This window comes from Vibrio sp. QJM3NY_21 (assembly GCF_057785975.1).
In genome coordinates, this window is the sequence record NZ_CM173513.1 from 2,554,251 (window position 1) to 2,568,110 (window position 13,860).

Sequence of the window (13,860 nt, forward strand, 5' to 3'; positions counted from 1 at the left end):
AATTAGAAAGCCGCAGCGTGAAAACGTTGCGGCTTTTTTGATACTGAGCTATTCGTTTTTGATACAAAGCGACTCGCTTTAAATACAGAGCACTCGCTACTTATCTGGAGTATCGATACCTTCAATCTCTTCCGAAGGCGGCAATAAACTAATGACCTGACACTCCGTTGATATGAGTTTTTCCAATTCAGAACCTTGTGTCACTAAGCGAAAATCACCATCATTAATCACGCCAAGTGGAATCGCTTTAGGATACAGCGCGTTAAACTCATTAAGGTCAAATGCTTCGGTCAAACCCGTGCTCTTAATTTGGCTACCTTGAGCCATCAAGGAGTTAAGTTTGGAATAGGTAACCCCTTCTGAAAACAGGCTTCTATTGCCATCACGGCTCACCTGATGCCTTTCATGTTTATTTTCTGAGGATTCAAGTTCAAACACCTTATTCTCACCAAACTCATCTTGATAGTGCATACTGACTAGTGGGTTGGTTTGACGATAAGGCGATACAATCATGGCACGCCCTATCCCATCCAATTCCAGATTATTTTCAGCATGGCTCGAAGCTGGATTACCGAAATAGACATTCAAGTTGTCCATGCGCGCTAAGCGAATGCTCTCCCAGTTGGTATCAGCAAGCACACTGTTGATGTTGTGTGTCGCCAGCACTTTGGCAAACTGACGTGAAAAATGAGTCGCACCAAAGAAAATAACCCCTTGTGCCTTCTCTTGAGTCACACCCAGCCTTCTAGCCCACCAACTCGCGGTTAGGCTCTGAATCACTACTGTACCAATAATGACCAAGAACACCATTGGCACCAGTAAATCTGCCCCTTCGATTAATTGCTTCTCTTGAAGCTTGATTGCAAACAGAGAAGAAACCGCGGCAGCAACGATCCCGCGAGGCGCCATCCAGCTCAAAAACCATTTATCTGCTGAAGTAAGATCCGTGCCGATCCCGCTGATCCACACACTCAGAGGACGAGCCACCAGCATGACGACCGCTAATAAGCCAATTCCACCCCAACCTATTGAGAGGAAAGTCCCCGAATCAAGCCTGCTCGCTAACAGAATAAACAACGCAGAAATGAGTAACACAGTCAGGGTTTCTTTGAATTCAATAATGTCTTCGAGATCCAAGCCTTTCACATTGGCGAGCCAGATACCCATGATGGTCACGGTTAATAAACCGGACTCTTCACTCAGATCATTTGAGAAAGAGAACGCCGCCAGCATTAATGTCAGGACCGCCACGTTACGCAAATAATGTGGAACCCAATGCCCTTGCAGCATCTTGGCAATCAAATAGCCACCGATGATCCCTAAGCCCAAACCAATGGCTAAAGTCAGCCCCAACGCCGACAGAACATGGCTTGTAGGATCGGCTGAAGAGACAATGTATTCGTAAACGAGAACGGCAAACAGAGCGCCAATCGGGTCAATCACTATCCCTTCCCAGCGCAGGATACTGCCTAGCGAAGATTTAGGTTGAATGCTGCGCAGCATGGGAACAATCACCGTTGGGCCAGTCACCACGACTAATGCAGCAAACAGCGCCGCCAATGGCCAACTGAAATCGACAAAATAATAAGCCCCCACCACGATGCACGCCCATGTAATCAACATGCCGAAACTCACTAAGTGAGTCACCATGCGGCCATGGCCTCTGATTTCTTTGAAATTAAGAGTCAATGCACCTTCAAACAAAATGATGGCGACCCCTAATGAAATCAACGGGAACAGTACATCACCAAAAATGGCATCAGGATTAAGGATCTTTAGACCGGGACCTAATAGCAGGCCAACGATAAGCAAAGGAAGAATAGCGGGAAGACGCAAACGCCAACCAAGTAGCTGGCAAGCCAAGGACAAGAGTCCAATTAACGCCAAAGAAGAAGTGATCGACAAATCCATTTGTGCCCCTAAACATTTGTACCACACCCTGTGGTACAAACTTATTCACTAAAATAAGAAAGCCTACGTTCTTACACTATAGGCTCTCTTTATCATACTAAGCGAATATTATTGTGGTTAATCAGTCACTTTACTATAGGGAGAGCAAAGCCACGATTAGCTAACTGGGTGGTTATGGCCCAGTTAGAAAGTGCTTATAAGTCACCAATGATTACTTATAGAGAAAGCACCACGCCGGCAATCGCTGCGCTCATTAGGTTGGCAAGCACACCCGCACAAATTGCTTTAAAGCCGTATTGTGAGATGAAAGAACGACGCTCTGGAACTAAGCTGCCCAAACCGCCAATCAAAATGGCCATCGTAGAGATGTTGGCAAAACCACATAGCGCGAAAGTAACGATCGCTTTTGAGTGCTCACTCAGTGCGTCTTTTACGTCCATTAACTGGATGAAAGCCACAAACTCGTTCACAACGATCTTGTTACCGATCAGCGAGCCTGCAACCACAGCCTCAGACCACGGCACACCGATCAGCCATGCAACGGGTGCGAACACATAACCTAGGATAAGTTCGAAGCTTAGGTTTACGCCGAACCAGCCACCAACAATACCTAACAAGCCATTCAGCATTGCTATCACACTGATAAAGGCCAGAAGTGTCGCACCCACTGCAACGGCAATACGAAGTCCAGACATAGCCCCATCTGCCATTGCCTCAACTACGTTTGTTGCTCGTGGAATTTCAACGTCAGACTCAATATTTTCTTGAGCCTCATCTGCATTACCTGGTACCAAAATCTTGGCCATCAATAGACCAGCAGGAGCAGACATGAATGCCGCAGCGATCAGGTAGTTCAAATCAACACCAAGCGATGCATAACCGACTAGCGTGCCACCAGCTACAGAAGCCAAACCACACACCATGACGGCAAACAGTTGTGAATCCGTCATGTGCTTCAAGTAAGGTTTAACCACCAATGGCGCTTCAATCATGCCAACAAAGATGTTCGCCGTTGCAGACAGTGATTCCGCGCGACCTGTACCCAAGAACTTTTGCAAAGCACCACCGATAAGGTTGATCACCTTTGGCATAAAGCCGATGTGGTACAAACCTGAAATCAATGCAGAGAAAAAGATAATGATGCCGAGAACGTTAATAGCGAATACAAATCCGTTATTCGTTAGGCCACCAAATAGGAAGTTAATCCCCTCTTGACCGTAGTTGATCAAGCTAGACACTGCACCAGTAGCTGCATTCAACACTTCTTTACCCATCGGCACATAAAGAACCAATAGCGCGAATGAGATTTGCAGTAAGAAAGCCAAAGAGACGGTTCTTAGCGGGATATTTTTTCTGTCCGTAGATAGTAACCAAGCGGCTACTAAAATAGTGATAATTCCAAGTAGGGAAGCCATATGCGTCAACCTAAAAGTTGTAGGTAGTAAAGGCGACGCATTGTATAGAGGAAATCGTTTGCGGCAAGGTGCGGTTGTTAATGTGATGTTGGGATTATCACTGACTCACCTATGATTATATTAAAGCATTGAAATTTAATGATTTAACTTGCTTAAAAAATAAACTTTTTCCATATGGAAATTATATTTATAGATTGGGAAACAGTTAGCGGTGCAGTTCAACGCAGGTTTTGAGGTTTTTGTCCCAATAAGTCGGCGATCCGATATGATCTTTGATGAACTCAATCACTGCTGAAAGCTTCTTCGGCATGTTCTTTCTACTCGGATACACGGCATAGAATGGCATCAGCTGACTCGCTCGCCATTCCGGTAAAACTTGGATGAGCTTGCCCGTTCTAAACTCTTCTTTGACTAAGTAAGTCGCTAGGTAAGCAACGCCCCAACCTGATACTGCCGCGTCTCGTACCGCTTCAGCCAAATCCACCGAGTAATCGCCCGCCACTTTAACACTGAGATTTTCTTGGCCGTTATCAAATGCCCATGACGTGTAATCACGTTCACGGCTGCGGTAGATAAGGCAGTTATGGTCAATCAGATCAGATGGCACGTGTGGAGTCCCTGCCTTAATCAGATAATCCGGTGATGCGGCTACCACAAACTGGCTGTCGGCTAGGCGCTGCGCAATGTAACCTTCAGGCAGGTCTTCATTGTTGGTGATCCAGAGATCCAAGCGCTCCTCAATCATGTCCACTTTGTAATCGAATAAATGCACTTCAATTCTCAGCTGAGGGTAAAGCTGTCTAAGCTGGTCAATCGCTGGAATGATATGCAGTGTGCCAAATGACTGAGACAAGCCTATACGGAATATTCCAGAAATGTCGTCACGCTGGCTATCCATGTCCATTTGAGCCGCTTTCACCGTATTGAACAGCTGCTCACAATGCTGATAGAACACTTCTCCAGCTTCGGTTAACGTAAGGCTGCGTGTGGTTCTTTGCACTAACTTGATACCTATCGAATCCTCGAGCAAAGCAATTTGTTTACTGATGTGAGATACCGACACATTCAAGCTTTTTGCTGCACTGGTAAAGCCTTCATACTTGATTAACGCATGGAATATCACCATCTGTGCGGCTCTATCTGTTAGCACAAAACCACCTTCTTAAATATCTGAAATATAAAATAAAAAGGACTCCGAAGAGTCCTTTAATCTGTTCTGCCTATAGTAGGCTAAATGCTATTCAAGGCGACCTACTTCTATTAATCAAATTAAGTCTACTAATCAGATTAGGTCAATTAATCAAACTTAATTCTGTCCGCTAGGTGGCTGACCGCCAAAGCAAAGTAGTAAGAACGATTCCACTTCATTAACACATTGTAGTTGTTGTAAATGAGGTACGAACGACCCGTTTCATCGTCCGGCATTATCAACCAAGCTTTGATGTCTTCATCAAGTGTAGGCAGTGGGCGATCGTCATAACGCTTAATACCAAGTTCAGACCACTCTTTTAGGTATTTCGCTTTGTCTTCGTCTCGACCTTGCATCTCAATAGACACGGTTGATGGAACGTGAACCTGACGCCCCCAAGTATATTTGTCATCCCAACCCGATTGGCTGAGATAATTCGCCGCCGAAGCAAACACGTCTTCTTCGGTACCCCAAATATCTTTCTTGCCATCACCACTGCCATCAGCGGCGTAAGCTAAGAATGAGCTAGGCATAAACTGAGGTTGACCCATCGCACCAGCCCAAGAGCCTTTCATCTCTTTTGGTGCAATATGGCCTTGATCAAGTATCTTCAATGCCGCCATCGCTTCGCTACGGAAGAAGGCTTCTCTGCGACCTTCATAAGCCATGGTTGTTAGAGCATCAATAACACTGTAATTCCCCGTGAACTTACCAAAATTACTCTCTACACCCCATAGAGCGACAATGAATCTTGGTTGAACACCATATTCATCACCAATACGCTTTAACGCTGTGTAGTGTTTCTTATAGAGTGATCTCGCCTGCTTCACTTTCCAGTCAGGAACCGCACGTGGAATGTATTCATCCAGAGTCAGTTTCTTTTCAGGTTGGTTTTTGTCAGCTTTTACCGCTCTTGGCTTAAACGTCACACCATCAAAAGCTTCATCAATGATCGCTTCAGAAATACCTTCTTCACGACCTTGTTGCTTTAGTTTTTCTACATATTGCTCAAAGCTAAGCTCTTCAGCTTGAACCGAGCCAATGGTCAGGCTATTACCCAATAGTAATGCCGACACAGCCAATATGGTTTTCGAAAATTTACTCAACGATCACTCCTCCTTGAATTGAGGTGGCTATCACTCTTCGTCTTGACCTTTATTTTGAGCTTTACGCTCTTTATGAAGCTCAAGTTCGTTAACTGGTGGCGGCGGAACCTGCAAAAAGAAACCATCGGTGTTCAGTGATTCTCTCACTTTATCGATGTTCACTTGAGCCAGTTTACGGCCGTCCATTTTAATTACCATTACAAAACTAGGTTTACCAAACATTTGCATCAATGCGTCAGGAACTTGTGAAAAATCATCCTTCTTAGGGATATAAAGGTATGTTCCTTCTTTCTTTGAACTTTTATATATAGAACACAGCATGACAAACCTTTTTTAAATGTTTATGACTACAAAACTCTCACTTGCGAGATCAATAGTTTATGTTAGGGAAATATTGGGAACAAAACGTTCATTTGACAACAAGATTACTTGCTGTGCTTGGTTTGGGAATATAACATGATAAACCTAGTTTCAGGCAATGCCCTTTATTTTATTGATAAAGAAATTGTACCAATCCGCTATTGAGGTCCTGTAGTTTTTCGATGTCTAGTAACCCAGATCTAAAAGGTAGCAGTTTCACGCTATCTGTTTTGCACTTATCCGATGATCAAGTCGAAAATGCAGTGTCTTTTCTTCAAGAGAAGGTAGACCAGGCACCCACTTTTTTCGCAGCTGCGCCTGTTGTTATCAACATTAGCAAAGTCGCGGGCGATATAGATTTCGTGCAACTGAAAAATGGTATATCTCAAGCGGGCATGATCCCGGTTGGTGTGGCTGGCTGTTCAGATAAACGCATGCAAAACCTAGCCAGAGATGCAGGTTTTGCCGTGATGACAGCAAGTAAATCTCCTTCTCAAGCTCCGGCGAAGATGGCCCCGATAAAGGTGGTGAGAACCCCGATACGTTCTGGTCAGCAGGTGTATGCGAAAGATGGTGATTTGCTGATTCTTAGCCACGTAAGTGCAGGTGCGGAAGTGATTGCCGATGGCAGCATCCATATTCATGGCACGCTACGCGGTCGTGCAATTGCAGGTGCAAGTGGTCAAACTGAAGCAAAAATAATTTGTAATGATTTACAAGCCGAGCTGGTTTCCATTGCAGGAAATTACTGGCTCAGCGATCAAATTGAAAGCGAGTACTGGCAGAAGAAAACCATGTTCAGTATGGCAAACGATGTATTACACGTTGATGTCCTCGCAATATAAGAGAAATAAAAGGAAAACAGAATGGCACGCATTATCGTTGTAACGTCGGGTAAAGGCGGGGTAGGCAAAACGACCTCCAGTGCAGCTATTGCCTCAGGTCTGGCTTTAAAAGGGAAGAAAACCGCAGTCATCGACTTTGATATCGGTCTGCGTAACCTAGATTTAATCATGGGTTGTGAGCGTCGTGTTGTGTACGACTTCGTTAATGTTATCAATGGTGAAGCGACGCTGAACCAAGCGATGATCAAAGACAAGCGTACAGAGAACCTGTTCATTCTTCCTGCTTCTCAAACTCGTGACAAAGACGCACTAACAAAAGATGGCGTTCGTCGTGTGTTTGATGAATTGGATGAAATGGGCTTTGATTTCATCATCTGTGATTCTCCTGCGGGTATCGAGCAAGGCGCTCTGATGGCGTTGTATTTCGCTGATGAAGCGATTGTAACGACTAACCCTGAAGTCTCTTCTGTACGCGATTCAGACCGAATTCTAGGTATTCTTGACTCTAAATCTCGTCGTTCAGAAGACGGCTTGGAGCCAGTAAAAACACACCTTCTACTGACTCGCTACAATCCAGCACGCGTAACTCAAGGTGAGATGCTAAGTGTTGAAGACGTTGAAGAAATCCTGCACATCTCTCTACTGGGCGTGATTCCAGAGAGCCAAGCAGTACTGAACGCATCGAACAAGGGTGTGCCAGTTATCTTTGACGAAGCAACAGACGCAGGTATGGCTTACAATGATACTGTAGAGCGACTACTGGGTAGCCAAGTGGACTTCCGTTTCTTAACGGAACAGAAGAAAGGCATCTTCAAAAGACTGTTCGGGGGCTAATACGCAATGTCATTATTAGAGTTTTTTAGACCACAGAAAAAGACAACCGCAAACCTAGCCAAAGAGCGTTTGCAGATCATTGTTGCCGAGCGACGCAGCCATGACGACCCTGCACCGTCATACTTGCCGCAACTGAAAGAAGACATCTTGAAGTGTATTGCGAAGTACGTTGAAGTCGATCCATCAATGGTTGATCTGACATTCGAACATAAAGATGACGACATCTCAGTATTAGAGCTGAACGTTAAGCTTCCAGAAGAAGATCGATAAGTAGAGCCTGAGCTGTGCTTATCAATACTCAATAAAAAAGAGAGCCTAGGCTCTCTTTTTTGTGTCTGAAACTTTTATCTCTAAAGCATTCGTTGCTTACTACAAAACTAAAGTTACTTGATTGCTTTATTTAGCTTCTCGCCAACGACATCTAGGCGCCAACCTTGCATTACATCAGGCAGCTTCTCTGGGTTACGATCGTACTTCCAAATCCAGCTTAACACTTGGTTAAGTTGCTTCTTCGACGCCAAAAACTCAGTCGCTAAACCACTGTGTTGCGATGCTGTTTTCACTTCATCTTTCAACACTTTGAAAAGTTGCTTGTAACCAGGGTAGTCCATTAGACGTTCTACTGGCGCTGGGTACTCTTCTTCTGGCGTATGCTCAGCCAATTTCACGATTGAGCTGATCTTCGCACCATGGCGACGTACAGAGCGGTAATCAAACCCTTCCTGCTCCATATGCTTAGGATCTTTCATCGCGAAACGAGCTACGGCCCATAAGTCTTGTTCTTTAAAAACAAAGTTCAACGCTAAATCACGCTTAATCGCTTCTTTTAAACGCCAAGTTGCTAGAGGTCTTAAAATCGCTAGCTGTTGAGGTTTTAGCTGCCACGCGCCTTTAATATCAAGGTAAGCGTTGTCTGGGTTTGCTTTACGGATGCGCTTAGCCACTTGTAAATCAGACTCTTGTTGCGCCGCTTCCCACCAACCTGCTTCCATCACTTTTTCGAGAAGCTTGTTGTACATTGGCATCAAGTAGTGAACGTCTGCCGCTGCATAGTCGAGTTGCTTTTGAGAAAGCGGACGCGCTAGCCAGTCAGTACGAGATTCACTCTTATCTAGGTCAACACCTACAAACTCAGAAACTAGAGCCGCAAAGCCAGTTGAAAGACCGTGACCTAAGAAGGCTGCCATGATCTGCGTATCAACCATTGGTGTTGGCGTACAGCCAAATGCGTTCTGGAATACTTCTAGATCTTCGCCACACGCATGTAACACTTTCAGTACTGAAGTGTCTTTCAACAGCCCAACAAACGGGGTCATTTCATCAAGAGCAATAGGATCAATCAGTGACAGCGTTTCACCATCAAATAACTGAATTAAGCCTAATTGAGGGTAATAGGTTCTTGTACGAACGAACTCTGTATCAAGCATAACAACATCGGCTTCACGTGCTTGTTGGCAAACTCGCTCAAGGTCTTTAACTTGGGTAATGATTTGATAATCCACAAAAACTCTCACTGATTTTACTTTGATCGCCGGATACAAAAATGCCGACATTAACTGTCGGCATTCTAACACCATTTTTCAGCGCTCGCTTAGATTAAGCGCTGCTATGGCTTGTGGTGCATCATCTTCTCGTAAATGAGCTCGTTACTCGCTTGCGCGTTTGGCAAGCTCTGTGTCGTTTTCTTCACGAAGCACTCGGCGCAAGATTTTGCCTACATTGGTTTTTGGTAGTTCTTCACGGAACTCAATCAATTTAGGGATCTTGTAACCTGTTAGGTGTTCACGGCAGTGCGCGATAATGTCTTCTTTGGTTAGGCTAGGGTCACGTTTTACCACGTAAATCTTAACCAGCTCACCAGACACCTCATGAGGTTGGCCGATAGCCGCAACTTCTAACACTTTGCCATGCAGAGCCACTACGTCTTCAATCTCGTTCGGGTAAACGTTGAAGCCCGACACTAGAATCATGTCTTTCTTACGGTCTACGATGTACAACAAGCCTTCGTCATCAAACTTAACGATATCACCAGTCGATAACCAACCGTCTTGGTCGATCACTTCTTTGGTCGCTTCTGGACGTTGCCAGTAGCCTTGCATCACTTGAGGACCACGAACCTGCAATTCACCCACTTGGTCATTACCAACCACTTTACCTTCATCATCAACAATACGAACTTCTGTTGAAGGTACTGGTAGGCCGATTGCACCTGTGTAGTCTTTCAGATCATATGGGTTACCCGTGACCAAAGGAGCACATTCGGTTAAACCATAGCCTTCAAGTAGGTGGACACCTGTCGCTTTCTTCCATTGCTCAGCAACAGCGCGTTGAACCGCCATACCACCGCCAACAGATAAACGCATATTACTGAAATCCAACTCGTGGAAATCTTCGTTATTGACTAGCGCATTGAACAAGGTGTTTACGCCAGTAATCGCGGTAAATGGAACCTTTTGCAGCTCTTTAATAAAGCCAGGAATGTCACGAGGGTTAGTAATCAGAAGGTTACGACCACCCATCTCAACAAACAGTAAGCAGTTCACAGTCAGTGCGAACACGTGGTAAAGCGGCAATGCCGTTACGACTAATTCACGGCCTTCTTGCAGAACAGGGCTATATGCCCCTTTCGCTTGAAGTACGTTCGCAATCATATTGCGGTGCGTTAGGATTGCGCCTTTCGCTACGCCCGTTGTACCACCTGTGTACTGTAGGAATGCGATGTCATCGCCAGCCATAAATGGCTTCACATACTGTAGGCGACGGCCTTTATGCAGCGCTTTTCTGAATGAAATAGCACCCGGCAGATCGTACTTAGGCACCATGCCTTTTACGTATTTCACTACAAAGTCGACAATCGTACCTTTTGCTCGTGGCAGCATTTGCCCCAAGCTGGTTAGCACAACGTGTTTAACCGGAGTTTTATCAACAACTTTCTCTAGTGTGCTCGCAAAGTTAGAAACGATAACAATCGCCTTTGCACCAGAATCATTCAGTTGGTGTTCAAGTTCACGAGGCGTGTACAGTGGGTTGACGTTCACTGCAATCATACCTGCACGCAGTACACCAAAGAGTGCAATTGGGTATTGCAGCAAGTTTGGCATCATAAGCGCGACACGATCGCCTTTCTTCAGTTTTAGATCATTCTGCAAATAAGCAGCAAAAGCACGACTGCGCTCTTCAAGCTTACGGAATGTCATGATAGAACCCATGTTCTCGAATGCTGGTTGGTCTGCGTACTTCTGTACCGACTGTTCGAACATTTCAATAAGAGATGGGTACTGATCTGGGTTGATCGTCTCTGGTACGTCACTTGGATAACGTGAAAGCCAAGGTTTGTCCACTATGTTACTCCTCGTTTATCAGCTGACGACTGCTTCGCCGCTTTTTATCATTGCGGTATTACAGCACAGCTTTAGTGCATGAGCACTAAAAGGCTCAAACACTTGTTTAAATTTTGTTAACTACACCAAGAATTAGCTCTGAAACTAGCTCTGGGCTCTCTAAATGGCAATGATGTCCGCCAGGAACAGTCTCTATATTCAGAGAACTATGGGCTGATTTGTAGCGATTATGCTGCAAATGTCGGAATCCATCATTTCCTAAAACTATTAATTGAGGGCATTCAATAGCCGCCATGATCGCTTCAGCATGCGCTTGTGACATTCGATATAACGAGTCACATTTTAGGTTAGGGTCGCATCGCCATTGCCAAGAGTTATCAAACTCGGCACTACCTTGAGCTACAGTCGTTTGATCAAAAGCAGCTTGATCTACTGTCGCTTCCTCAAAAGCAACTTTAGCAACAACAGCTCGATCAACAGTACTTAGCTCAACGATTCCTCGTTCAACAATAGGAGCAATAAGTTCTGCTTTGATTTGGTTGGCGTGAGCTCTCAGCTTAATAGCATCCTCAAGACTTGCTAGAGGACGTGAAGGCTTTCTTCGCTGTCGAAGACGACTGAGTACCCCATCCCTCAAACGAGAGACTGTTTCGTGGGGAGCTTCTGAAAGAGGTCCATGACCTTCAATTTGAATTAATCCTGACACCTTTTCAGGAAAGGCGGCACTATAGCAACTTGCGATCAATGCACCAAGTGAATGTCCTACCAGTACCAGTCTGTTTGGCGATAATTTAGTCACCAACTGATGCAAATCATCAATATAGTCGTGAAATGGGTAATAACTCCCCGGTTTATGCGACGAGAAACCGTGTCCGAAGAGATCGATAGCAACGAGGTGAGTATCTGGAGAAAGCTTGGCTATTTGCGGCATAACTTGAGTGAAACTTGCAGAATTATCTAGCCAACCATGAATAAAAACGACCGTCGTTGCGGTCGTTTTCGGGTTGCCAATCTGTTGTGTTGCAAGCGTCCCGCTCGCAAGGGAATATGACTTTTCAATCATTGATTGTATGGTGTCCCTATCGTTTAGTGTGTCGATCTCAGGTTCGACTATTCCACATCTTGAATCACACGACCTGACTTAGGCATGGTTTGAAAGCTGCGACAATGCAAACTGCGGCAAGAGTAATAGGTTGGCGCAAAGTCGTTGATGACCACTCGCTCGGTGATCTGCCATAAGCGTTGGTTGTAGACATTCATTACTGGGAAGGTATAAGGATATTCACCAACGGTGCCATCTTCAGTGCCATTTGATGTTCCAACCAAGGTGATTAAACGGCCTTCAGCAAAGCTCAAAGGTTCTACATAACCATCAATGTAAGCGACAAAGCGCCCTTTTGGCTCGGCATCAATATCTGGCTTACCGCTGCTTGAGATCGGCATGTTAACCACTTCAACACGAGTCTTATCTTGTAAATTTGTCACCTTGGCAATCACACCACCTAAGCGAACATCACCAGCGTCTGGCACTGTGTTTACCCACTCTTGGTAGTCCGTCACGACTTGTTCAGAGTTTGCATTAAGTTCTTCAGGCAAAGAGGAGCAGCCCATCACCATCGAAGAGAAAGCGACAAGGAAAAATAAGCGAGATTTAGAAATGAGAGAAAACATAATGCTGGTCCTTAGAACAGGATAAATAAAAGCACAAAGCTAGATATAAATATCGACCCCAATAAGCTTCGCAAGTTCCTCTTTTTTAGCTTGATTCATCACATCCATATACTCTTCCATCGCACGTCGTCCACGCCCTTCTGGAAGATCATATTGAACCTGAGCTTTGTGAATCTCAGATTCTTTGACTTGGCGAATGGAATGCGAGACAGCATTCGCTACCTTAGTTGGCTGACCAACTGAGGTTTTTGCATCGCCTTTTTTTACCTCGTTCTTTTTATTGGTTCGATTGGTTTTGGATGTGTTGCCTATCGAAGAAGGAGGTAAGCCGTTTATTGAAACCATGCTTAAGGAATTTTGTACCTAATTTTAATGATTTTGTATCTGTTTTAATTTTGGCTCTGCAAAGTGAATGCAGAGCCAAAATAATACGTATTTACTCGCGACCTGGCAGTTTCTTCCACGTCACTTTGTCACGCAGGTAAACTGGCTCAGACTCTTCAGCTGCAACCGCTTTGCCTTCTGCATAAGCAAATTGAGCAAGGAACGCCATATCTTGAGCTTCTGGGAACAGAACCTCACACGCTTTAGTGTTGATCGCTAGTGTGTCCATGTGCTCTGCGTACGCTTCCCAACCGGTGCCTACTTTTGCCCATGTCTCAGAATCCACTTCAAGCTGCGCAGCCAATTCGCTTGGAGGTGTGACACATTCAGCATCAACTGCAGTCCAACGACCATCGTCTTCACGGCTGTAACGAGCCCAGTAGACTTCACTCATGCGAGCATCAATCGCTGTAGCTACGTGAGTTTCCCCAAATTTACGGTAGCTGCCTTGCGCCATCGCTGCCAATGTAGACACACCGATCATCGGTAAATCAGCACCAAAAGCCAAGCCTTGAGCAATACCGATACCAATACGCACACCCGTGAAACTGCCTGGGCCTTGGCCAAACGCGATTGCGTCGATATCGGTTAAAGCGACATTCGCTTCTTTCAGTACTTCATCAACCATAGGTAGAATTTTTTTCGTATGGTCTCGAGGAGCCTCTTCGCTACGTGCGAACACCTGGTCACCCATTACTAGTGCAACTGAACAGTTTTCAGTTGCGGTATCTACTGCAAGAATTTTCGCGCTCATTCGTGTCTCAAATATTCGTTATCTAATCTAAAAATAATGGCTAAGCTCAA

General features: G+C 45.0%; 14 protein-coding genes. 3 read left to right on the plus strand and 11 right to left on the minus strand.

Translation table 11 applies throughout. The annotated features are described in order from the left end of the window. Positions 1–96: 96 nt before the first annotated feature. The 5 genes from AC3CID_RS11210 to AC3CID_RS11230 all read right to left on the minus strand — a co-directional run bounded on the left by AC3CID_RS11210 (position 97) and on the right by AC3CID_RS11230 (position 5,942). Positions 97–1,911 (minus strand): cation:proton antiporter, encoded by a 1,815-nt coding sequence (locus AC3CID_RS11210; RefSeq protein ID WP_237290317.1) that lies wholly within the window; start codon positions 1,909–1,911, stop codon positions 97–99. Between the two features lie 215 nt (positions 1,912–2,126). Next, positions 2,127–3,326 (minus strand): NupC/NupG family nucleoside CNT transporter, encoded by a 1,200-nt coding sequence (locus AC3CID_RS11215; RefSeq protein WP_122054516.1) that lies wholly within the window; start codon positions 3,324–3,326, stop codon positions 2,127–2,129. A gap of 205 nt (positions 3,327–3,531) precedes the next feature. Next, positions 3,532–4,452 (minus strand): LysR family transcriptional regulator, encoded by a 921-nt coding sequence (locus AC3CID_RS11220; RefSeq protein WP_488527292.1) that lies wholly within the window; start codon positions 4,450–4,452, stop codon positions 3,532–3,534. A 170-nt stretch (positions 4,453–4,622) separates the two neighbouring features. Next, a complete protein-coding gene (locus AC3CID_RS11225) occupies positions 4,623–5,621 on the minus strand; it encodes a lytic murein transglycosylase (protein WP_017079489.1) in 999 nt (332 codons plus the stop codon). A 30-nt stretch (positions 5,622–5,651) separates the two neighbouring features. Beyond that, entirely contained in the window at positions 5,652–5,942 is a 291-nt protein-coding gene (locus tag AC3CID_RS11230) for a YcgL domain-containing protein (RefSeq protein ID WP_017079488.1), read from the minus strand. Between the two features lie 221 nt (positions 5,943–6,163). Here AC3CID_RS11230 and minC point away from each other — a divergent pair, with 221 nt between their 5' ends. The 3 genes from minC to minE are packed head-to-tail and all read left to right on the plus strand — an operon-like array spanning position 6,164 to position 7,930. Beyond that, entirely contained in the window at positions 6,164–6,826 is a 663-nt protein-coding gene (minC, locus tag AC3CID_RS11235) for a septum site-determining protein MinC (protein ID WP_017084080.1), read from the plus strand. Positions 6,827–6,847: 21 nt separating this feature from the next. Next, complete coding sequence (gene minD / locus AC3CID_RS11240) at positions 6,848–7,660, plus strand: septum site-determining protein MinD (protein ID WP_009848498.1); 813 nt, start codon at positions 6,848–6,850, stop codon at positions 7,658–7,660. A 6-nt stretch (positions 7,661–7,666) separates the two neighbouring features. Then, entirely contained in the window at positions 7,667–7,930 is a 264-nt protein-coding gene (minE, locus tag AC3CID_RS11245) for a cell division topological specificity factor MinE (RefSeq protein ID WP_010436847.1), read from the plus strand. A gap of 113 nt (positions 7,931–8,043) precedes the next feature. Here minE and rnd read toward each other — a convergent pair whose 3' ends face one another. From rnd to tsaB, 6 genes are all read right to left on the minus strand, one after another. Next, on the minus strand, positions 8,044–9,162 hold the full coding sequence (gene rnd, locus AC3CID_RS11250) for a ribonuclease D (protein WP_032500282.1): 1,119 nt from the start codon (positions 9,160–9,162) through the stop codon (positions 8,044–8,046). A 144-nt stretch (positions 9,163–9,306) separates the two neighbouring features. Continuing rightward, positions 9,307–11,001 (minus strand): long-chain-fatty-acid--CoA ligase FadD, encoded by a 1,695-nt coding sequence (gene fadD / locus AC3CID_RS11255; protein WP_488526557.1) that lies wholly within the window; start codon positions 10,999–11,001, stop codon positions 9,307–9,309. Positions 11,002–11,107: 106 nt separating this feature from the next. Next, the gene (locus AC3CID_RS11260) at positions 11,108–12,064 is read right to left on the minus strand and encodes an alpha/beta hydrolase (protein WP_171314092.1); all 957 of its coding nucleotides are present in this window, start codon (positions 12,062–12,064) and stop codon (positions 11,108–11,110) included. Between the two features lie 47 nt (positions 12,065–12,111). Beyond that, positions 12,112–12,672, minus strand: a complete 561-nt coding sequence (locus AC3CID_RS11265; RefSeq protein WP_474356249.1) for a Slp family lipoprotein — start codon at positions 12,670–12,672, stop codon at positions 12,112–12,114. 39 nt (positions 12,673–12,711) lie between these two features. Then, positions 12,712–13,017: a hypothetical protein gene (locus AC3CID_RS11270; RefSeq protein ID WP_017074520.1), complete on the minus strand. Its 306-nt coding sequence runs from the start codon at positions 13,015–13,017 to the stop codon at positions 12,712–12,714. A 91-nt stretch (positions 13,018–13,108) separates the two neighbouring features. Next, positions 13,109–13,810 (minus strand): tRNA (adenosine(37)-N6)-threonylcarbamoyltransferase complex dimerization subunit type 1 TsaB, encoded by a 702-nt coding sequence (tsaB, locus tag AC3CID_RS11275; protein WP_017079483.1) that lies wholly within the window; start codon positions 13,808–13,810, stop codon positions 13,109–13,111. Between the last annotated feature and the right edge of the window lie 50 nt (positions 13,811–13,860).